17 protein-coding genes are annotated in these 21,321 nt (G+C 43.8%); 9 read left to right on the top strand and 8 right to left on the bottom strand.

The features are described from left to right. Positions 1-501 precede the first annotated feature (501 nt). The 3 genes from AB6E08_RS10895 to AB6E08_RS10885 all read right to left on the bottom strand — a co-directional run bounded on the left by AB6E08_RS10895 (position 502) and on the right by AB6E08_RS10885 (position 4,923). Positions 502-2,634 (bottom strand): GNAT family N-acetyltransferase, encoded by a 2,133-nt coding sequence (locus AB6E08_RS10895; RefSeq protein ID WP_372064077.1) that lies wholly within the window; start codon positions 2,632-2,634, stop codon positions 502-504. Positions 2,635-2,725: 91 nt separating this feature from the next. After that, entirely contained in the window at positions 2,726-3,700 is a 975-nt protein-coding gene (locus AB6E08_RS10890) for a ParB/RepB/Spo0J family partition protein (RefSeq protein ID WP_009846015.1), read from the bottom strand. A gap of 5 nt (positions 3,701-3,705) precedes the next feature. Then, complete coding sequence (locus AB6E08_RS10885) at positions 3,706-4,923, bottom strand: ParA family protein (RefSeq protein ID WP_009846016.1); 1,218 nt, start codon at positions 4,921-4,923, stop codon at positions 3,706-3,708. Positions 4,924-6,207: 1,284 nt separating this feature from the next. On the opposite strand from AB6E08_RS10885, the gene AB6E08_RS10880 reads away from it, so the two are divergent. Beyond that, positions 6,208-8,187, top strand: coding sequence for a replication initiator protein RctB domain-containing protein (locus AB6E08_RS10880; protein WP_012601303.1), 1,980 nt, complete (start codon positions 6,208-6,210; stop codon positions 8,185-8,187). Positions 8,188-8,616: 429 nt separating this feature from the next. Here the strand turns inward: AB6E08_RS10880 and AB6E08_RS10875 are convergent, their stop codons facing one another. Genes AB6E08_RS10875 through AB6E08_RS10865 form a run of 3 tightly spaced genes read right to left on the bottom strand, consistent with a single transcriptional unit; the run spans position 8,617 to position 10,925 of the window. Continuing rightward, entirely contained in the window at positions 8,617-9,162 is a 546-nt protein-coding gene (locus AB6E08_RS10875) for a transcriptional regulator (protein ID WP_269335302.1), read from the bottom strand. Continuing rightward, positions 9,159-10,091, bottom strand: coding sequence for an ATP-binding cassette domain-containing protein (locus AB6E08_RS10870; protein ID WP_372064074.1), 933 nt, complete (start codon positions 10,089-10,091; stop codon positions 9,159-9,161). Before AB6E08_RS10870 ends, AB6E08_RS10875 begins: the two co-directional genes overlap by 4 nt. A gap of 9 nt (positions 10,092-10,100) precedes the next feature. Then, positions 10,101-10,925 (bottom strand): ABC transporter ATP-binding protein, encoded by an 825-nt coding sequence (locus tag AB6E08_RS10865; protein WP_009846021.1) that lies wholly within the window; start codon positions 10,923-10,925, stop codon positions 10,101-10,103. Between the two features lie 361 nt (positions 10,926-11,286). Here AB6E08_RS10865 and AB6E08_RS10860 point away from each other — a divergent pair, with 361 nt between their 5' ends. Both AB6E08_RS10860 and AB6E08_RS10855 read left to right on the top strand, forming a co-directional pair. Continuing rightward, positions 11,287-11,481 (top strand): PA3496 family putative envelope integrity protein, encoded by a 195-nt coding sequence (locus AB6E08_RS10860; RefSeq protein WP_004732575.1) that lies wholly within the window; start codon positions 11,287-11,289, stop codon positions 11,479-11,481. Between the two features lie 190 nt (positions 11,482-11,671). Continuing rightward, on the top strand, positions 11,672-12,232 hold the full coding sequence (locus AB6E08_RS10855) for an NADAR family protein (RefSeq protein ID WP_012601297.1): 561 nt from the start codon (positions 11,672-11,674) through the stop codon (positions 12,230-12,232). Positions 12,233-12,441: 209 nt separating this feature from the next. On the opposite strand, the gene AB6E08_RS10850 is transcribed toward AB6E08_RS10855, so the two are convergent. Further along, the gene (locus AB6E08_RS10850; RefSeq protein WP_017097196.1) at positions 12,442-13,200 is read right to left on the bottom strand and encodes an ABC transporter substrate-binding protein; all 759 of its coding nucleotides are present in this window, start codon (positions 13,198-13,200) and stop codon (positions 12,442-12,444) included. 88 nt (positions 13,201-13,288) lie between these two features. Between AB6E08_RS10850 and AB6E08_RS10845 the strand changes: the two genes are divergently transcribed. Both AB6E08_RS10845 and AB6E08_RS10840 read left to right on the top strand, forming a co-directional pair. Further along, positions 13,289-15,715, top strand: a complete 2,427-nt coding sequence (locus AB6E08_RS10845; protein WP_017097195.1) for a response regulator — start codon at positions 13,289-13,291, stop codon at positions 15,713-15,715. A 369-nt stretch (positions 15,716-16,084) separates the two neighbouring features. Then, positions 16,085-16,744 carry an HAD family hydrolase gene (locus tag AB6E08_RS10840; protein WP_372064071.1) on the top strand — a complete coding sequence of 220 codons (660 nt, stop codon included), beginning with the start codon at positions 16,085-16,087 and terminating at the stop codon, positions 16,742-16,744. Between the two features lie 94 nt (positions 16,745-16,838). Here AB6E08_RS10840 and AB6E08_RS10835 read toward each other — a convergent pair whose 3' ends face one another. Then, positions 16,839-17,021: a hypothetical protein gene (locus AB6E08_RS10835; RefSeq protein WP_372064069.1), complete on the bottom strand. Its 183-nt coding sequence runs from the start codon at positions 17,019-17,021 to the stop codon at positions 16,839-16,841. A gap of 88 nt (positions 17,022-17,109) precedes the next feature. Between AB6E08_RS10835 and hppD the strand changes: the two genes are divergently transcribed. From hppD to maiA, 4 genes are read left to right on the top strand one after another with little or no spacing between them, the layout of a single operon-like run. Beyond that, entirely contained in the window at positions 17,110-18,183 is a 1,074-nt protein-coding gene (gene hppD / locus AB6E08_RS10830; protein WP_017072321.1) for a 4-hydroxyphenylpyruvate dioxygenase, read from the top strand. Next, positions 18,176-19,351, top strand: a complete 1,176-nt coding sequence (locus AB6E08_RS10825; RefSeq protein WP_017097191.1) for a homogentisate 1,2-dioxygenase — start codon at positions 18,176-18,178, stop codon at positions 19,349-19,351. Before hppD ends, AB6E08_RS10825 begins: the two co-directional genes overlap by 8 nt. A gap of 9 nt (positions 19,352-19,360) precedes the next feature. Then, positions 19,361-20,398 carry a fumarylacetoacetate hydrolase family protein gene (locus AB6E08_RS10820; RefSeq protein ID WP_017097190.1) on the top strand — a complete coding sequence of 346 codons (1,038 nt, stop codon included), beginning with the start codon at positions 19,361-19,363 and terminating at the stop codon, positions 20,396-20,398. Positions 20,399-20,419: 21 nt separating this feature from the next. Further along, complete coding sequence (gene maiA / locus AB6E08_RS10815; RefSeq protein ID WP_371704837.1) at positions 20,420-21,124, top strand: maleylacetoacetate isomerase; 705 nt, start codon at positions 20,420-20,422, stop codon at positions 21,122-21,124. Positions 21,125-21,321: the final 197 nt, after the last annotated feature.

Here is a 21,321-nt window from a genome sequence, read left to right as displayed (position 1 = left end):
TATGCAGTCTATATAATTCGCTCTGTGCTTAGAATCACTACAGTAGAATAATCAGCGTCACATCACTTACTTTCGATGTTGCAAAGGGACTCATAAATAAGACTGACAGATTCTAGTCTCTTCTTCACCTTTACAAAAAGGATTCTTTCACGATTTTTTTCAAACGATGAGTATTGGGTACGAGCATAAGATCGCAATACAGCGGCGGATCTTCATCACCAAACGATTCGGGATGAATGGATGTGAGAATACGAAATTATACCTTCCAAACAACGGCGATAATTAGATTGGTAGAATTGAGATAGGAAATGAGCGTCATGATGGACATGTTCAACAAAGTGAGAAATTGCATAAAGATTGGATAATTGAAATTACATAGGTCATTACATACCGCGGTTCAGTTTACAGTGTAAATCCGGCCTTCTAATTTACACTGTAAATCTAATTAACAGCTCGACATGTGCTCTGTAGTTCCAAATTTAGTGACAATCGCTGACCTACTTATTTACAGTGTAAATTTAATAGAAGAGTGCCGACATCTTTTCTAAACTGTAGCTCAGCTTGTTTTCGTCCGATTAGATTAAACTGCTCGACACAAGTCCCCCACTCTTTCTGCTGCACAACTTTCGCGATAAGTAAGTCTGAAACAACAAAACCTGTATCGATTATAGCGTCAGATTCAGCTATGTGAGCTTGATGACCATTACTCTGGAGAATCAAATTCAGGACACTGAAACCAATGCTGTCGTAACTATTACCACCATCGACATAATTCCTGAGGAGTTGGATTTCAGACTCTGCCATAGATTCCGCTTGCCTTGGCAATAATGCGCGCACCATATCAACCTCGAGAGAAGCCAAAGAACCAGAAGTGAGAAAACAGAAACTACGTTCAAAGTGACTTATCAGATTGTAGATCCAATTCTGTGCGTTTTCATTAAGTGACTTAACCATCAATACCGAGTGACAGCCGCTAGCTTGATCGCGCTGGTGGCCAATGTGCACAGGTACAAAATCGTTATCGCGCCAGAATGAAATCAATTCACTGGTCGCGCCAAAGCTCGTTACTAAGTAATCCGCCTGATTAGTTTGCTTTGACAACTGCCCCAACATCCAGCGACCAATCCCCGAACCTTGATGACGTGTTGAAACGGCAATACGCATAACTCGAAGGCAACGACTGATCGCCGCTTGCGTACAACCCAGTTGGTTTGCGAGTAATACTGGAGCTAGGTGACCTTGAGGTCTTCGTTTTCCAAGTTGAATCTGAGCAATCAGATCGCTATCCAACCCACCTTCTTCAGTTACCAACATACAACCTAAACATTCGTTTTTCTGCCAAGCAGCGTACAAACGGATTGCTGGATTGTTGAGAAACTGCATTAGATCGTTTGGTGACGTTTGATAATGAGCATCAACAAGAAGAGAAAAGCATTGCTGTAGCGGCTCCGGGTTCGCCAAGCATTCTGCCTTTGATAACTCGACCAAGCTCAGTTGGTTGATTGCCAGATCAGAAAAGCTATCTAACTCATGAATCACCGAGTCACTTAGCGACGCGTCGTTACCAAGCAAGAAGCAATCAAACAACCAACGCTCTAGTGGATCATTGCGATTCCAACGAATGGGCTGATCGAGCTTAAAACCTTTCCACCCCGGGCGATGCTCTGAAAGCCAAGACTCGAACTTAAGTCCAAACCCTCTCCCACTCCCCTCGTATCCGTGAACGGTGGTTGAAAAAACCATACGATGATAAATGCCAACCATAGATTTGAGCGTCGGGATTGGAATTGCAGCCGCTTCATCGACTAATAGCAAATCACAATCAGGCTTAGACTTAAGTAATTCATCTGGTGCTACGAATCTTAAACTTCCGCTTTGATAGCAAATGTAAGTTGCGTTGAGCACTTCACAGTCTTCTAGGCTTTGACTCGCGTGGGAAAATACAGGCTCGATTGCTTTCACTGAAGGCGCTGTCACGATGATATTTAATCCATGACGCTCAACCAAAAGCTGAGCAGCGGCAATGCCCAATGTAGAGCTTTTACCACGCCCTCTATCTGCCGTGAGAACTAAAGGTCGTTTACGATGCCCAGACACCACTTTTTTAACCAACTCAACAGCCAGATTTTGCTGTTCGAATTTGTCCAAACTGTTTTCAAAGTCTTGCTTGAGAGGAAGTGCTTTAGTCGCTTGAACAACATCGTCTGTTTCGTTGTGTTGTGAAACCGAAATGAGCTTATTGAAATTCTCCTTTAACCAACGTTGGCCAAAGCTCTCGTTATCTTCAGAGTCATCAACTTTTGTCGGCAGCACCAACAACAGCCCACCACCGATTAACGAACCTAGTGCAGCGCTAAAACCATTCGCATCAAACTGCTCTCTAAAATCACAAACAAGAACTTGGGACTCACGACCAAGCAATTGTTGGCCTTTTTTGACTGGAGCATGAATCACTCCTTCAAACGGAGTTCCACCAATCTGGAAGATGCTCGGAGTGTACGAATTTTCAAGGAAGGTTAAAACAGCAGAGTTTTGCCAATCAAAGTCGCCATCAAAGACCACACCGTAACGGTGACCATTGTGTTGGGCAATATTAGAAAGTGTATGCAGAAAAGTATTGGTTGGGTTTGTCATAGTTAGCGTCCAGATTCATCTAAACACAGTTTATCACAGCCAAATAAAAAGCCGCATAAAGCGGCTTTAGAGGAGTAATGAAAGTCGTGACTTAGTCTAACTTAGATTGTACGAATGCTAGGATTTCTTCCATTGTTGTATCATCAACTTTCTTAAGATTTAACGCCAAGTTTGAACCCTTACGGCTATATGACGCTCGACCTTTAATAAGTTCAACTTTTGGAGAAGCTTTCTTCGCGGGTGCTGGTGCTAGTTCGAGCACCCAACCTTCTAAAGTCTCTGTCACGTCTTTTGTTAAACGAGTTACGCCTTGAGCTTCGCTGCGCTGCCACACAAAACCTTCAGAAGCACCACACTTGGTCAGTAATGTTTGTTGCTGCTCACTAGTAAGACCGCTAAATTGTTTGTGTAACTTAACAATAGTCGGACGGCCAAGATCGCTCACATTTGGGTAAGCTTGTAATAATTCAAGTGGTAAAGCGGCCGCTTTCAACGCGCCACTCACCAAAGCTTCACTGCACTGGAACATTTTAGCGAGTGCTTTCTGGTCTTCAGCTTCGCCTTTATCAAGCTTCGCTTGCATCTCCTTCCCCTTCTCATAGAGAGAAAGTGGTTTATGAGCGTTAGCTACATCTGATAAAAACTTAGCATGTTCGCCGTTAATGTTTTCAGCGACATAGATCAAGAACTCTTTGTCAGCCAAAATACATGACATACGACGACGGCTACCATCAAGAACTTCAATCTTGCCGTCTTTGTTCTTACGGCCAACCGCTGGATATTGCTGGCCGCGCTCTTTAAGCGTAGTTAGTACGTCAGAAAGCGCGTGCTCATTCAAGAAAGACTGCTCACGAGCATTCTCTTCAAAAACAACCGTTCGTGTTGCTACATCAGCGGCTGGAATTCGAACCAATTCAAATGAAACTAAATCTTCACCCGCAACAGAAAGCTCAATCACTTGAGCTTGCTCTTTTACCGCAGTTTGAGCTTCTTGTGGCGTAGCTACGCGACGTTTGTTTGCTTTACCAAATAGCTTTGCATTTAAGTCAGATGTTTTAATTGCCATTCTTGTTATCCCTGATTAAGTGAAGGCCAGTTGCTATGTAATACACGCTCTAATTCTAGAGCACTTTTTTGTACTGCGTCTTGAGCGACAGCCAGAGTTTTCTTACCGCCCTCAAAGTCGCTTACCGTCAGATCGAAAACCGTGCTGTAAGTGTCAGCACAAGTTTCAAAGGCGCGGCTTCTTGGAATCGTGGCCATCATTACTTGGTCATTCAACAGGTAGTTCATCTCAGTCAGAACTGATACCTGTTTTTTGTTGTCGTCTTCAAACATCGTTGGCATTAGACGAACGAACTCAAGCCCTTTCCAATCGTCCGGGAACATTTCATAAACCGTTGGCAAGTGCTGGAAGAAGTTAACCGTTGAAGCCCAGTCCAAACGCTTGGCTGCACATGGAATTAAAAGTGCGTTCGACGCGTACATTGCATTCCACACTAACGGGTCCACGTGTGGCCCAGTATCAATCATGATCACATCAAAATCATCGGCGATTTTGTCGATAAGCTTTTCTTTCAAAAGACGAACAATATCAAGTGACTGATCTCTAGACAGGCTTTGCCATGCTTCAGCATTAAACATCGCATCTTCTGGGAAGGCTGAAATAGTCTTCAAGTTAGGATACTGAGTTGGCAACAGCACGTTCTTACGCAAGAATTCTAGGTCAACATCCTGCTCTTCTGGCACATTATCCAACATGATATCAACTGCAGAATAAATGCTGTCATGCTCTGCACCACTAATTTGTGGGTTTAAAAACAGACGCAAAGAGCCTTGTGGATCCAAGTCAATCAGACAGATACGGTAGCGCTTATCCAAATTTAGAGATAAACACGCAGCTAAGTGAACTGCCGTCATTGATTTCCCCGTACCACCCTTTTGGTTTTGTACGTTGATAATCCATGGTTTATTGTCAGCATGCTGCTTACGTTGATGGAACTTTGGCACTTCTGCCGCGTCCATCAACATGTGAGCTTCTGTCAATGAAATCGAGTAGTGATTGGCGTTGTTCTTTGTAAACTGATGGCCATCAGCTTCAAGTTTAGTGATCGCTTCATCGAGTTTACGACGCGTTAAACCAGAACGAGTCTCCATCATAGCTTTAGACATTGGAGGGAAATGTTCATCACTTCGCTCTTCCAAAATAATCTCAATTCGGTCAGCCTGAACTTGTTGAGTTTGTTCGGCTAGCTGATAGAGCTTATCAATCGTTTGTTCTCTTTTCATTGCCAGTTTCCGTAATGATTAACTAAGTACAAATTGTACAGCGATTAACAACAAACACAACAAAAACATGAACATGCATTTATGAGTAAACTCACATAAAATAGACAGTGTTTTTACAATTTGATGAAACATCACCTCAGAGTAATACTAAAAGTCATCATTTTCACCATGCACAACCATGTTATTTCTAGTTCACATTTAAAATGTTACAGCATCACTTATTTACAATGTAAATGATATTATCGCTAAAAAGCTGCGGAACGATTGAAACACAACCATAGATTACGGTTGGTGTGATTTGCATTCGAATTTATAGATTTTCAATTCAATAAAAATTAAATAACGCTCAATGGACAAAAAATTCAAAACATAAGAGAAGAGGAGTTGCAAAAAAACAACAGAGGATTCTAACCAGAGCGGAAGAATGATCATGGAACACATCTAATGTAAGAGAATTAATAACACCAAATTATGAAGCATGATCAAGGCGCAAACTTAGCAATATTGATCCGAGCAACTGCACATTACAAATGATCAAACTCCGGAAAAATGATCAAGTAAATATCGTTCCGGAAGCATGTGATTTAAGAGCTAAGTTACGGACAAATGCTTTTGTAATGGGGATTCAACGCCTATAAGGGCTCAATGATTGAAAATTCAATCTACACTGACCGAGAATACGCAAACATGACAATTTCATGATCATGCTTCCTAGTTAACTCCCACCTACGCTAAATACGTCAAAGCTATCCATTTTCAACAGATACAGGTTAAATTTTATCCTCAATAGGGCGGGAAGGATAAAAAAGTACCATCACTTGATCATTGTTCCGATAGATTGGCCATCATAAATATCCGTATTGAGTTGTATGAAGTGACTTAGAAGATGATGTTGACTTCCGAACTGTGGATAAGCTGTATAAGTATAATGATCATGCTTTCAAGCCAATAATGATCATGCTTACAATGACTTAATGATCATGCTTACAATGACTTAATGATCATACTTCTGGTGTTCTGTGATCATGCTTTCTTTGATTTAATGATCATAGTTTCGGGGTTTTTATGATCATGCTTTCCGAGGGGGTTTATTTTAAACCTTTAAATTCAGCAACTTAAGACCACAAGAACAGCCAGATCATTAGATCACTTAATCATTTAAGATCATATTAATCAAAAAGATCAGTTATTTAAAAGCCAATAAATTCTCTTTATTTATGATCATTCTTTCTTTATCATTCAGGAACTATAGTGAAATTACGGTTAGTGTGATACGGATCAAAAATGAAACCAGAAGAGAAATTGTTAATTAAGGCACGAAGCCACAAAGATGGTCATTTATTTGAGGTATCTGAAACAGCCGTTGAATGGATAGAACAATATCAACACTTCAAAGGTGTCACCAAAAGCATCGTTGAGCTTCTTAACCTAATTTCACTTCGTGGGTTTAGCAGCAAAGACGGTTACGTTTCTACTACCGAGATTATTGAATCAACCGATGGTCAAGTTACTCGTGCAGCCTTACAGCAAAGGTTAAGAGCTGCGGTTAGTATCGGTCTTTTCAGGCAAATTCCGGTTCGCTTTGAAGAAGGTCTTGCTGGTAAAACTATGCTGCATCGCTTTGTTAACCCAAACCAATTGATATCGGTACTGGGTGCTACTAGCTTAGTGACAGAAAGCGTGAAGCAAAATGAGAAGCAAAAGCGATCTAAAGCTCTAGCTCAAACCAAAGTCAACAAACGCTTATTGAATGAACACGGACTCAATACCCCACCAACGATGAAAGACGAAGCCGATCAATTTATTGTGTCGCCAACCAATTGGGCGGGCATTATTGATCAAGCCTTAGCGCCCCCTAGAACGCGCAAGAGCTACCAAAAATCAATGGTTTCGATCTCTGGCACTCGAGCGGTGATCGAGACACGATCTTCAAAAAACATTATGACGGTTGATGATCTGATGACGCTATTCGCGTTATTCACGCTTACTGTTCAATATCATGATCATCACCAAGATGATTACCATCTAGACGCGAAACACACACCGAACAAAACACCACTTTACATCACGGATATTTTGTCCTTGCGTGGCAAGAAAGACAGCGGGCCGGCACGTGATTCGATCCGTGACAGTATTGATCGTATCGAATTTACCGATTTCCAATTGCATGAGCTCACAGGCCGTTGGCTTAGCGAGAACATGCCAGAAGGCTTTAAGAGTGATCGTTTCCGATTCCTAGCTAGAACCATTACCGCATCGGAAGAAGCGCCTACAGAAGGCTCTGACGGCGAAATTCGCATTAAACCGAACCTATACATCCTGGTTTGGGAACCTTCGTTCTACGAAGAGCTGCTGACGCGTGACTATTTCTTCCTATTTCCGCCAGAAATCCTGAAGCAACATACCTTGGTCTTCCAAATGTATTCGTACTTTAGAAGCCGCATGGCACGTCGCCATTCAGATAGCATGTTGCTCAGTGAGCTCAACCAGAAATTGGCGCGTAACATCGATTGGCGTCGTTTCTCGATGGATCTGATCCGCGAGCTCAGAAAGTTAGGTGAAGTAGGGGATCAAGAAGATACCTTCCTGGTTAACCTTTGGGGTTATCACTTAACGATCACCGCGTTGATCGAAAAAGGAAAAACGACTGATTATCAGGTTGATATCAAATGTAATGTGGAAGAAGTCTTACGTTACTCAAGAGCACGCACCACCAATGCAGGCAAGCGTAATATGGCACCAACGTTACCGAACCCACTGCGTAATGAAATGGTGTCTAAGCAGAAATTGGAAGAGTTGTCTGAGATTATCGATGGTGAGTTTGAGCCAATTCAGCGCAAAGCACCGTCGCCAAGAGGCAAATTGGGACGTCGAGTTAAGCAGCGTAAACACTCTGTTGAGATCAACGCTGACGAGATCATGATTACTCTCTCTAAATATACCTCTGCAGAGGCTCTAGAACGCAGTATAACGGCTTTATCTGCTATGACAGGGCATTCACATGCTTCAATCAAAGAAGAGTGTTCTGAGCTCATTGAGAAGCTTGATTGGTTGAGAGTAGGGGAGGACGTTATCCCATACGAAACACTGAGTCGCTTGATTGAGCTTTACAACGACCGTGACAGCACCAGCAATCGACACTTGTCTATTGAGCGTTTGATCTCTGGTTTAGCTGTGCGTCGTAAAGTGTGTAAACAAGTTCACGAAGGTCATTTAGACGAAAACGTGTTCTTAGCGCTCGACGAAATGGCGATTGGCCACTAGCCACCAATCAATGTCACTGCTCAGTTGTAAGAAGCCCATATTTACGGCCGACGAATGGATAGTTTGAACACATTAGGTGCTGATTAAAACCGCACCTAACGCTGACAAATTGATGACAATGTAGCGCATCCAGTTGATTATTATTTATCCCGAATAGACAACCTTTTGTCCTTTCTTATGATTAATAGATTGGCTCATATTTTGTTACATCATACTGAATAGATTTTTGCGAGTTCCTAAGGGACTCGCTTTTTTTTTGCCTGTAATTCGGCTAATCATTAACATTCAAAAGCTTACCATTTAAATTCTACAGCTTATGGAGTCCGTTCCTGAAGCATGATCAAGGTGAGATCATGCTTTCTACGGTGCTTATTTTTGATGGGGTTCAGCTTTGATGCTTGATCGAACAGGGGTTGAACAAGGAGTGGATCAGTGCAGTTGACGTAGAGCTATACCTTGATCATCGTTCTGGTGTTGACTTGCCATAAAGCGTACATGCGATTCGATCAATTTTTCTGATTCTTCTTTCCAGCGCGGTTCTTGTTGTTGGTTGGTAAACTCCAAAGCCAATACACACAAGTGCTGTAGCCGCTGTGTACACCACTCTTGTAAGTCAGGTTCTGATTTTGGATTACAAGACACAGCTTGAAGCTTGCTATAGGCAAACATCAGGTATTGGAAAGCTTTTTCCTGATGGTGCGAGCCACTAAGTTCGTTTGAGATAGATAGTGGGCTTGGTGGTGGAAGCTTTGTCGATGCCGTCAGAATTTCATCTTTATATCGATAAAACGTAAAGATTCTCAAGCATCCGTCTAACCAGCATGCAATGCCTTTGCTCTGTTCATCCGTGATCAAAGGCCCCCAGAGTGCATCTGGAGGCGTTAAGATCAAAGGCTCTAACTTCTCCACTTGATCATGCTTTCGGTCTTTGTACCAATTTCCGATCCGCTCTAACCAAGTGTCTAGTTCATTCATGCAACGTTATCCCACTGTTTAACATAGTGATTATCTGAAACTTGCTTGATCTCATGCTGTATTTCACTGCTTTGTTCACGAATACGATCAGCGTTTATTGAATAGTTTGGCTCATTTTTCACGAGTTCGCCAAATGGTAGATCAGGATCGGGCACAGCAGAGATCAATAACTTAGTGTACGGGTGTTGTGGGTTGGTTAAGATCGACTGGGTTGATCCCCACTCAACGATCTGTCCCTTGTACATCACAGCCGTCTCTTCTGCGATGTAGTGTGCTGTTGCGAGATCATGCGTAATGTACAAAAAACCTATCCCTAACTCTTTCTTCATCCTCTGCATTAGGTTCAAAACACCGAGTCGTATTGAAACATCCAACATCGAGGTGGGTTCATCAGCAAGGATAACCTCAGCACCGACGGCAAGTGCTCTGGCTAAGTTTATGCGCTGTCTTTGGCCTCCACTGAGCTCATGAGGGTATTTGGTGAGAGTTTCGATGGGCAACTCCACCAGCGTTAATAACTCGTTGAGACGCTCTGCGAGAGCTTGTTTCGTAGCAACTTGCTTGTGGATCTTAAGGGGCCGTGTTAAGTGGTGTTCAATGGTGTGGGTTGGATTGAGTGAGCCAAATGGGTCTTGAAATATCATTTGCACGCGGCTTCGGTAATCCAAGATATCTTTACGACTTTTTAAGGTAGAAATATCTCTGCCATTGAACAGTATTTCTCCCTCTGTTGGCGGATACACTTTGGTCATCAGTCGAGCGCAGGTGCTTTTCCCGCAGCCTGATTCGCCAACCAGTGCCAATGTTTTACCTGCATGTAAATCAAAACTCACCCCATGCAGTGCTCTAAAGATCTCTTCTTTGCCAAATCCACCACCAACAGTGAATTCTTTAACGAGGTTTTTTACTTGAAAAATAGGTTGTGACATGGAGCTCTCCTAGCACGCAGTTGCGTGAGCGTGTTCGTGAATATTGGGGAAGGAACTCCATAGCTTTTGGGTGTAGGAGTGCTGAGGGTTATTGCGAATCTCATGGGCTTGGTTGACTTCAACTATCTGTCCATGACGCATGATGGCAATTCGATCGCACAGTTGGCTCATTAGTGCGAGGTCGTGGGTGATAAACAATATTGAGAAACCAAACTCTTCTCTGAGTTGGTGTATTTGCTGCAGAATTTCGCGCTGTACAACCACATCCAGTGCCGTGGTCGGTTCATCCATGATAATCAACTTAGGGTTGAGCGCGAGAGCTATCGCAATCACCAAACGTTGACGCATCCCACCGCTAAACTGGTGCGGGTACTCGGTTAGACGGTGGCGAGGGATATTGACTAGGTCGAGTAACTTTTCGGCGCGATCTTTTGCTTGCTCGTTGTTCATGCCCTTGTGGTGGCGCAATACATCGGCAAACTGTTCTTCAATGGTCAGTACAGGGTTAAGCGAGTTCATCGCGCTCTGGAACACCATTGCGATCTCACTCCAACGTAAGGTGTTCAAGTGGCTGTCCGATAAGCTCAGCAGATCTTGCCCGCCAAACAGTATTTGCCCGCCAGAGATGAAAGCCGGTGGCTTATGCAGGCGGTTAATGGCAAATGCGATGGTACTTTTGCCACACCCGGATTCTCCCGCTAAACCAAAAATCTCGCCTTGGCCTATATTAAAGCTTACGGATTTTACGGCATTAAAATCGCCGTCATCGGTAATGTAATCGACACATAGATTCTTCACTTCGAGAAGAGGTGTCTCTGAATTTTCCCTAGACATGATAAACACTTAGTTATGATATTGATAACCATTATCATTAACATGTGTTGAATTTAGTGGAAGAGAAGAGCACAAAAAGAATGAAGTGACTCGAATTATTTTTTGATTATTTCATGAAGTTTCAGCGGGAAATAGGAAATGAGAACGAGGAAAATGAGAGGTGGATCAAACCACATTTCTTATGGGGAATCTTTTAAATGTAATGGCACAAAATGGCTTTGGCAAAGTTTAAATGAGGCATTTATTAATTAGCTTTGTGAAGCGTCGGAATCATCACATTTCAGTACAGAATTGCTTAACAAGCGAAATAGCATTTGCTACAGATTACCTGTCCATTACATGGTGCTTTTCGGAGGAAAACATGTCCATTAATTCTATCAACCATGATGAAATGACAAATATTGCAAATAAGTGGGATGCTGAAGAAGAAGTATCTTTCAAACCAGAAAAGAAAATGAAATCTGCTGAAGCTCGTCGTCGTATTGAAGCTCTAAGAGAAATTAGAGAAAGCGGTTTTAGCCTGGAAGAAGCGAGGGAGCTAGGTCTAATTCATTAACAATCCCCATTGCATTTAGAAGGGTGGCGCACCGCCACCCTTTGATTTATATGCCTTTTTTAAAGAAGTTTGTGCTTTTTATAAGTAAACCATGCTCCTTGCCTCTCACCATTTAAATCCATTGTCCTTCCTCTACATTATTTGTTCTCGACTAAAAACATGCCCTTGGCATACTCTTTAACTAAGTTGTTTGACAGTTATATGCAACGCCACTAATTTTAAAGTTAAAGCAAAAATATGCGATGTTGTTGGTAAGGAGAAGGCTATGTCTAATTCGGTGGCTAAAGCCAAAGAAGTGCTGTTCTATGAACCTGAAGATCCAAACGGGTACCTGTCAAATTTTGCCGCTTGTCCTATCAAAATCGACGATCAAGTTTGGGCAACCAGCGAGCATTATTATCAAGCGATGAAGTTTGCCTCTCAAGCGCTGCGTAACACCATTCTCGAAGCCTCGACTCCTGCTGAAGCATTCTCTTTAAGCCGTGATTATGAAGACCAAGTTCGGGAAGATTGGTATGACATTCGTGTTGAAGTGATGCAGTTCATTGTCACAGAGAAGTTCAGGCAGAACCCACAGTTTGCGTTGTTTCTTACTAATACCGGAGATTCGGTGATAAAAGAACATTCGCACAAAGACCACTTCTGGGGGGATGGTGGCGATGGAACCGGCGAGAACCATTTAGGCAAGATTCTGATGGCAGTACGACAAGAGCTTCGTACTCAGCAACTGCATTTGATTGCTGCACACTAATCCATTTACCTCCGTGGTTCCAAATTAAGTAGGTCGATTACAGGTAAACTCTTTTAGCCCTTATAGATGAATTAAAAAAGGCCGCCCTACTTAGCTTCTGTGCTAATCAGGGCAGCCTTTTAGGCTTAAGAGCGAGTTAGTCATCGAAGAGAGCTAAATTACGATACCTAAGCTATACCTTTATGCGAAGGTTACAACTGATGCTGTTGCTATAAGTAACTCTGTACGATGTCGTTGAGCTGACCATCGTCTTTCATTTGGTCGAGGCGCTGGTCGATGAAGCTCTGCAGTTTAGGATCCATCTCTGGGTCAAATGCTAAATGGATGGGGTAGTTATTGATCACTGAGCCAAACTCTTGCATCTGGTAGTCATCAATACTGAGTTTCTGCTCATTTAGGTTGTATTTGATTCGAGATTCCATTTCAACAAAAACGGTATCACCCGGAGCTCGGTTTAATACACGAAAAGCCGCGCTGTAATCTTTAACTCGAATCTCGTTAAGCTTACCTTGTTGGATATAAGGCTCTAGATTTGGATATTCAAACCCCACCAGTAATACTACCGCTTTTCCGTTTAAATCATCGATAGTGTTGAACTCAAATGGCTTCTTGCCGCTGCTAAGTAACACATGTTTTACATTGTAAATCGGATCTTTAGACAGGTTTACAGATTGGATATTTCCCCAACTTGGGCTGCCATAGGTGACCCAGTTTGGATTCTCTCTAGCGTCGAGCTTATCGACCATTCTGTTGAAAGGGTAGGTGTGGTAATCGATCTCGTATTGGCTGTCGTCAAATACGGCTTCAACAATATCCGAAACCATTCCTCTGTGAGATGACCCGTCAGTTTCGATCTGAAAAGGTTGCGCTTGGCTTGCAATAATGTAGTAGTGAACAGGTTCGCTTGCAAAAGCATAACTGCTTGAAAACAAACTGACTATGGATGCAACTATTAGATGTTTTTTCATAACCTTCCCTAGTTATTTGATGAATGACTACTATTATACTAGTTGAGTAATTGTAGTTTGCTAGGATAACAATAATGGTAATTTTTGTATGGTGAATAAAGGAAAACGCTATATTGGACTCTCCCGACAGTTGATCGGGGTAATCATCGCAATCAGTACCTTATTCACAGTCATAGTGACAGGTCTAGGTTTGTATGTGGAGTACCAAAATCGAGTTTCTTTTATCAGTTCTCAGATCGAACAGGTTAAGGATGGTTATCTTTCCGGCTTAACCGCCAGTTTGTGGGTTGAAGACCGAGAGCAACTGTTTGTGCAAGCTGAAGGTATCTCCCGCTTACCCTCGGTCAGTTATCTGTTAATAGAAAGCCCCGATGAAAAAATTTTAGAATTAGGTCAACAGACGTCCGGTCAGTCTTATTCTCAATCTTGGGATATGGTGCATCAGATGGGAGGCTCAGAGTTCCAACTGGCGACGCTCACGGTGCAGTCTGATCTGAGTATGATTCTCAACGACTTTGAAGATCGGGTATTATTATTGCTCGCCTTCGAAGCAGTTAAAATCTTCTTATTGTCTCTGGTGTGTTTAACCATCGTCTATCGCCTTGTAGTCAAGCGCTTAATGACCATGTCTTCTCAGATCAACCATCAACAGGTTGAAGACAACAAACCGCGATTTTTAACACCCACTAACTCTACCTACAGTGATGAGATCTCGACACTAGAGAGTAGCTACAATCAGTCGATTGAACGTATTCGCCAACAATACCAAGAATTGGAAAAAGCCAAAGATACTGCAGAGGTAGCGAACCGCAACAAGAGTGAGTTTCTTGCCAACATGAGCCACGAAATCCGCACTCCAATGAACGGGATTATCGGGCTTTCATCACTGCTTTCTGAAATGGATATGCCGAAAGAGCAAAAAGAGTATGTCGACATGCTTAACACCTCTTCGCTTACTCTACTCGATTTAATCAATGACATTCTCGACTACTCGAAGATTGAAGCGGGTCGTTTAGAGCTTCAGCAAGAGCCGATGAAAATGATGGGTATTGCTGCCGATGTAGAGTCGACCTTCAGAGTTAAAGCCGAGCAAAAAGGGCTCAAATTCCAACTGGCGATTGATCCTAAGATCCCAACCATGGTGATTGGTGATGGCACCCAGCTAAGACAAGTGCTGAATAACCTAGTCGGCAATGCCATCAAATTTACCGAACATGGTCATGTCATGCTCTCACTTCGTTTAGAAGAAGTCATAGAGCCGGAACAGAAGCTCAGAGTGAAATTTGAGGTGACCGATAGTGGTATTGGTATCGCAGAAGACAAACAACAATCGGTATTCGATAAGTTTCAACAAGCCGACGGCAGCACCACCCGCATCTACGGAGGCACGGGGCTTGGTCTTACGATATGCGATAAGATCGTGACCTTAATGGGCAGTAAGCTTGAGCTAACCAGTGTCGTAGGTAAGGGAAGTACATTCTACTTTACCGCAGACTTTGACCCGAGCTTAGACGTTGACGAGAGCAACATAGATTTTAATAAAGTCTCGGTACTTCTGGTTGATGACAGCCAGTTGAACATGCGTATTACCTCAACACAACTTCAATCATTCGGCGTTAAGTCTGAGTGCTGTGAAACCGCCACTCAAGCGTTAGAGCTTGTTTCAGAGTCTGTGGCGAAGTCGTTGCCTTATGATTTGGTGCTGATTGATAAAGTGATGCCGTCTATTGACGGATTCCAATTAGCAAGAAGTTTGATTGAGCGTTTTGACAAAGCTTGTCCGAAGCTAGTGATGATTTCTGCCGACCCTCGAAAACAAGATGAAGCACGCGCCAAACAAGTGGGTTTTGTTGCCTACATTGCTCGCCCTTATCAAGATAATCAGCTTAAATGGACGCTGAGTGAAGTCCTGGCGAGATCGGCTGATACCTCAACCTTTACCTATCCAAATCGAGGTGAGGTAGCGTTTAAAGATAATCAACCCGTGCCATTAACCAAATCATCGAGTTCTGTTGAAGCTACAACACCTGCTTCTGTTAGAACGACACAAATAGACAAACAAGCTCCAATCAAAGAAGAGCCAAAACCAGTGGCTGCTCCGTTTAGTGGTAAGGTTTTGGTCGTTGAAGATTCTAGAGTGAACCAACAAGTTGCCAAAATGATGCTTAAGAAGCTGGGGTTTGAGGTGGATATTGCAGACAACGGTGAAATTGGTGTCGAGAAATTTAAGGCCAATGACTATGTGATGATTTTCATGGATTGCCAGATGCCAGTTCTTGATGGTTTCGAAGCGACTAAGCAGATCCGAGCGCTCGAAGAAGGAACCTCTAAACACATTCCGATCGTTGCGCTGACGGCCAACGTCGTGCAACGAGATAAGCATTTGTGCTTCGATGTGGGTATGGATGAATTTTTACCAAAACCCGTCAATCAAGGGAAACTAAGAGAGATCGTTGCCAGTTTCTTGTCGAAAGGAACTGAGTCGAGCAAGGAACATGAGCAGAAAATCGTTTAGGTTCAATTAGCTGATGTCTCGCTAAAGCATATCCAACTCTATAAGAAACTCCGACAGAATCAGTCGGAGTTTCTTTTTTTGCTAATGAGCACTTGGTTAGCTAATACACCTAGTTAGCGACATACACATAGTTATTTAAATACACATAGTTATTTAAATACATATAGTTAAATAACTATGTGTATCAATACTGATTGAATCCATAAGCTGTTGTATTTAAGAAAACAAGCATGTGGTGATTGTCATAGCCGTGAAATACAACTGCCACGAAAATATGCTCTTAATGTCACAATCCCGTTATAGCATGCAGCCAACTAGAACTATGGTTTAGTTTTAACCTTAACGAAATTCACCCCGTGAGAGCCTAAGATGTTCAAACCTTTGTATGTATTTGATATGGACGAAACACTGATCAATGCCGATGCAGCGATGCTTTGGAATGAGTTCTTGGTTGAAAGGGGCATTGCCACAGCGCCCAACTTTATTGAAGAAGATAAGCGCTTAATGGGTTTATATTCGGAAGGCAAATTGAACATGGAAGATTACCTAACATTTTCCATGCAGCCTTTGGCCGATATGCCAACAGAGCAAGTTACAGCATTGGTCGAAGAGTGTGTTGAACAGCATATTTTGCCTAAACAGTTCAAGCAGTCGAAACCCTTGATTGAGCAGCTTGAGAATGATGATATCGACATGTTGATCATCTCTGCCAGCGTGACTTTCTTGGTGGAAGCTGTGGGTCGCAAGATTGGTATCGAGAATGCACTCGGTATTGATTTAATTGAAAACCAAGGCCGTTTTACTTCTCAAATATTAGGCGTACCAAGCTACCGTGAAGGTAAAGTCACCCGTTTAAAAGAGTGGTTAGACAATCAAGAAACCAACTACTCAGACATTCACTTTTATACCGATTCAATCAACGACTTACCTTTGTGTGAACACGCTGACTTTGCCTATCTGGTAAATCCATGCCCGCGTTTGAAAGCTTTAGCCGATCAACCGAATTGGTCGATTCTCAACTGGGATTAACACGAATCTTATAGTCGAATTAGGTTCGCTCTAGAACTCATCAAGCCGCTGACTACAGCGGCTTTTTTGCATCATCAGCCTAATGTTCGATTTATTACCTTAGCTGATAAAAGGATATATGTAACAATTCAATAACATATCTTGCTCTGCTGTAAATCAAACCACCATCTTTCAATCCCTTGATAGCACTCACTTTCTTGTCTTGACAGTTTGTGTGTAACAAATATTTTACAAACTGACAGGGTTTCATCGAAATTGCCCATTTTCCTCCACCCATTCCATTATCTCGGCTTGTGGGCCAAATTTAATTAAGGACAAAAAATACACAACACAACACAAAACCGATAGGTACAAGGAGAAAGTTCATGGTGGAGTCATACAACCCGCTTGGCACGGATGGATTCGAGTTTGTTGAATACACGGCCGTTGACCACAAGGGAATTGAGCAACTTAAAGCGCTGTTTGTGTCACTTGGTTTTGCTGAGATCGCCAAGCACCGCTCAAAAGAGGCTTGGCTGTATCGACAAGGTGACATCAACTTTATCGTCAATGAACAGCCTCACAGCCAAGCGGAAGCGTTCGCTAAAGTGCATGGGCCATCGGTCTGTGGCATGGCTTTTCGTGTCAATGAAGCAACCGCTGCAATGGAGCAAGCGTTTAAGGGCGGCGGTGAAGAGTACAAGACAGAAATAGGGCCGATGGAACTGAGCATTCCTGCCATTTACGGCATCGGTGAAAGCCTGCTCTATTTTGTGGATCGTTATGGCAAGCAGAGTATCTACGACGTCGACTTCCGATTCTATGACGATGCGGAACAGCGCATGGCCGAAGCCAATGTTGGTTTGTATGAAATCGACCACCTCACGCACAACGTTAAGCAAGGCAATATGGATGTGTGGTCTGGGTTCTATGAGCGTCTTGGTAACTTCCGCGAGATTCGTTACTTCGACATTGAAGGCAAGCTGACAGGCCTTGTGAGCCGCGCCATGACCTCACCGTGTGGCAAAATACGTATCCCTATCAATGAGTCTTCCGACGACAAATCACAAATCGAAGAGTTTATTCGCGAATACAACGGCGAAGGCATCCAACACATCGCACTCGCCACCGATGACATCTACAAAACCGTGAAGACTCTGCGTGATCGCGGTATGGACTTTATGCCAACCCCAGATACCTACTACGAGAAAGTCGACGAGCGTGTAAAAGGCCACGGGGAAGACACCGATCTATTGCGTGACCTACGCGTTTTGATTGATGGCGCGCCGACCAAAGACGGCATCTTGCTGCAAATTTTCACACAGACGGTAATTGGTCCTGTGTTCTTTGAAATCATTCAGCGTAAAGGCAACGAAGGCTTTGGTGAAGGTAACTTCAAGGCGCTGTTTGAATCGATTGAAGAGGACCAGATTCGTCGAGGAGTATTAGACGATGCATAAATGGATCTCATTTCCTCATCGGGAGGGTGTGTGCTCTAAACAAGCGCACGCCGATTTTCCCGAAGAGGCAATTTATGAGCGAGAGGCGGGCCGAAGTGGATTCTTCGGCCCTGCCGCTCATTTTCACCACCAACATGCCCCAACAGGTTGGTCGGAGTGGGAGGGCGATCTGCGCCCTCGCGCTTTTGATTTTACGCTGGTGGAAAAAGCCAGCCAGATAACCCCTTGGGCGGTGCCTCATCTTTTGCACAATGCGGACTGCAAAATTCGCGTATGGCGCATGGATGACAAGATGGATTTCTTGGTGCGTAACTCCGATGGCGATGAGCTGCTGTTCATTCATCAAGGCAGCGCCGATCTCTATTGTGACTATGGTCATCTAGCGGTGAGTGAAGGGGATTACGTGATGATCCCGCGCTCGACCAACTGGCGTTTAGAGCCAAGCGAGCCGATGTTTATCTTGATGATTGAGAACACAGACGCGGCTTACTCCTTGCCAGAGAAAGGCATGGTCGGTAATCACGCGGTGTTTGATCCTGCGGTGCTCGACATTCCTTCAATCAATGATCAATTCCGCGCTCAATATTCAGAAAACCAGACTCAGGTTCAGGTGAAACGCCACGACAAAGTCAGCGTGATCACTTATCCGTTCAATCCATTGGATGCCATTGGCTGGCATGGCGACTTAGCGGTGGTGAAAGTGAATTGGCGTGATATCAGACCGCTGATGTCACATCGCTACCACTTGCCTCCTTCTGCGCACACCACCTTTGTGGGTGCAGGCTTTGTGGTGTGTACCTTTGTGCCACGCCCGATTGAGAGCGACCCAGGTGCATTGAAAGTGCCGTTCTACCACAACAATGACGATTATGACGAAGTGCTTTTCTATCACGCTGGTGACTTCTTCAGTCGCGACAACATTGAAGCGGGCATGGTGACTTTTCATCCGGCTGGGTTTACGCATGGGCCTCACCCTAAAGCCTTCAAGGCGGGTCAGGCGCATAAGAAGAAGTTTACCGATGAAGTCGCGGTGATGATCGATACTCGCCATGCGCTGCAGTTTTCTGATGAACTCGATAGCGTTGAGAACAAAGAATATGTCTACAGTTGGCAAGACACGGGTTTGCAAGAGACAGGTTCTCAAACCATGGCTGACGATAAGAAGTAAGGGACAAGGATGAAATTAGCAACCAAGAAAAATGGCACTCGCGACGGTCTATTGATGGTCGTAAGTAAAGATCTTAAACAATGTGTAGCTGCCACCGAAATTTTCCATGCGATGCATCTAGCGCCAACCATGCAGGTAGCATTGGATAACTGGGACAGCGTGGCTTCTCAGTTAGAAGAGTTATACACCTCGTTAAACAACGGACATGTCACAGGCAGTGAAGTGTTTGCACCTCAGTATTGTGAATCGCCTCTGCCACGCGCTTATCAATGGGCGGATGGCAGCGCGTATGTAAACCACGTTGAATTGGTGCGTAAAGCACGTGGTGCTGAAATGCCAGAAAGCTTCTGGGTCGATCCATTAATGTATCAAGGCGGCTCAGACGCGTTTATCGGCCCTCGTGACAATATCGAATTTGCCAGCGACGAATGGGGCATCGATTTCGAAGGTGAGGTCGCGATTGTGACCGGTGACGTGCCAATGGGTGCAAGTGCTAAACAGGCGCACGAGTCGATTCGATTACTGATGTTGGTGAACGATGTGTCGCTGCGCGGCTTGATTCCGGCTGAGCTCGCGAAAGGCTTTGGCTTCTTCCAGTCTAAACCGTCTTCGGCGTTTTCTCCGGTTGCGGTAACACCTGATGAGCTTGGCGAGCAATGGAGAGGCAGCAAGGTGCATCTGCCACTGACTTCAACCTACAACGACGCACCTTTTGGATGCCCGAATGCAGGTGTGGATATGACCTTCAACTTTGCAGAATTAGTTGTTCACGCTGCGAAAACTCGCCCACTATCGGCCGGTGCAATCATTGGCTCGGGCACGGTTTCCAATAAGCAAGGCACTGACCATGGCACCTCAATTGCCGAGGGCGGTGTGGGTTATTCATGCATAGCTGAAGTTCGTATGATTGAGACCATCCGCGATGGTAAACCTTCGACTCAATTTATGTCGTTTGGCGATTCGATCAAGCTTGAGATGTTTGATGCTGCAGGTCATTCTATTTTTGGCGCGATAGACCAAAAAGTGAGCCAGTATCGAGCGCTATAATCCACATAATAGGATTTCTGTATGAGCGAGAGCATCGTGAACAAGAACATTATACTTTACGGTTACTGGCGCTCGTCCGCAGCCTATCGAGTGCGTATTGGATTGAACCTAAAGCAACTCAACTATGAGTCGAAATCGGTGCATTTGGTGCGTAATGGCGGCGAGCAACATGATCCACAATATCGCGAACTCAATGCCAGTGAGTTAGTGCCTGTGCTGGTGGATGGTGACGTTCAACTCAATCAGTCACTGGCTATTCTTCAGTATCTCGATGAGCACTATTCTTGTGAGAGTAGCCCGGAAGTCTCGCTGATTCCTGAGCAAACACCACTGCGCTATCAAGCACTGGCGATGGCTCAGGATATTGCCATGGAAATTCATCCTCTTAATAACCTGCGCGTGTTGCAATATTTGGAGCGAGAATTGTCGTGCGAGCAAGAGGCGAAAATGGATTGGCTTCGTTACTGGATGAGCCAAGGGTTTTCAGCGTTAGAAGAGAAGCTGGCCAAACACCGAAAAACACACGGTGATTCGGTGTATAGCCTCACGGGTTCGCCTTGTATCGTAGACATTTGCTTAGTGCCGCAGGTGTATAACGCGCTGCGCTTTGGCGTTGATATGTCGCCTTATCCGCTGATCAACTCGATTGTCGAAGCGTGTAATCAGTTACCAGCCTTTATTGATGCGATGCCAGAGAACCAAGCGGATGCAAATGCACCGATGTGAACGTATTGAATTGTTTTTTAATGAACTGGAAACGTTATTTGGATTAAATCACGTTATAATTAAGATTGGGTATATTTAAAGATATTATGTATTAATTCTTTTCGGGTTTAATTTCCAAAATTATGAATACTTATCTCATCTAGGGCTTTGTTGCGTAATTAAATTTAAAGATAGAACAACCCCGTTTCGCGTATTTC

Origin of the sequence: Vibrio sp. 10N.247.310.24 (genome assembly GCF_041467175.1) — a bacterium.
Taxonomy (GTDB): domain Bacteria; phylum Pseudomonadota; class Gammaproteobacteria; order Enterobacterales; family Vibrionaceae; genus Vibrio; species Vibrio tasmaniensis_A.
This window is presented reverse-complemented; position numbering and strand designations above follow the sequence as displayed.

Coding starts and splice junctions, on each gene's coding strand:
- AB6E08_RS10895 (WP_372064077.1), bottom strand. CDS start 2,634: ATGACAAACCCAACCAATACTTTTCTGCATACACTTTCTAATATTGCC.
- AB6E08_RS10890 (WP_009846015.1), bottom strand. CDS start 3,700: ATGGCAATTAAAACATCTGACTTAAATGCAAAGCTATTTGGTAAAGCA.
- AB6E08_RS10885 (WP_009846016.1), bottom strand. CDS start 4,923: ATGAAAAGAGAACAAACGATTGATAAGCTCTATCAGCTAGCCGAACAA.
- AB6E08_RS10880 (WP_012601303.1), top strand. CDS start 6,208: ATGAAACCAGAAGAGAAATTGTTAATTAAGGCACGAAGCCACAAAGAT.
- AB6E08_RS10875 (WP_269335302.1), bottom strand. CDS start 9,162: ATGAATGAACTAGACACTTGGTTAGAGCGGATCGGAAATTGGTACAAA.
- AB6E08_RS10870 (WP_372064074.1), bottom strand. CDS start 10,091: ATGTCACAACCTATTTTTCAAGTAAAAAACCTCGTTAAAGAATTCACT.
- AB6E08_RS10865 (WP_009846021.1), bottom strand. CDS start 10,925: ATGTCTAGGGAAAATTCAGAGACACCTCTTCTCGAAGTGAAGAATCTA.
- AB6E08_RS10860 (WP_004732575.1), top strand. CDS start 11,287: ATGTCCATTAATTCTATCAACCATGATGAAATGACAAATATTGCAAAT.
- AB6E08_RS10850 (WP_017097196.1), bottom strand. CDS start 13,200: ATGAAAAAACATCTAATAGTTGCATCCATAGTCAGTTTGTTTTCAAGC.
- AB6E08_RS10845 (WP_017097195.1), top strand. CDS start 13,289: ATGGTGAATAAAGGAAAACGCTATATTGGACTCTCCCGACAGTTGATC.
- AB6E08_RS10840 (WP_372064071.1), top strand. CDS start 16,085: ATGTTCAAACCTTTGTATGTATTTGATATGGACGAAACACTGATCAAT.
- AB6E08_RS10835 (WP_372064069.1), bottom strand. CDS start 17,021: ATGGGTGGAGGAAAATGGGCAATTTCGATGAAACCCTGTCAGTTTGTA.
- hppD (WP_017072321.1), top strand. CDS start 17,110: ATGGTGGAGTCATACAACCCGCTTGGCACGGATGGATTCGAGTTTGTT.
- AB6E08_RS10825 (WP_017097191.1), top strand. CDS start 18,176: ATGCATAAATGGATCTCATTTCCTCATCGGGAGGGTGTGTGCTCTAAA.
- AB6E08_RS10820 (WP_017097190.1), top strand. CDS start 19,361: ATGAAATTAGCAACCAAGAAAAATGGCACTCGCGACGGTCTATTGATG.
- maiA (WP_371704837.1), top strand. CDS start 20,420: ATGAGCGAGAGCATCGTGAACAAGAACATTATACTTTACGGTTACTGG.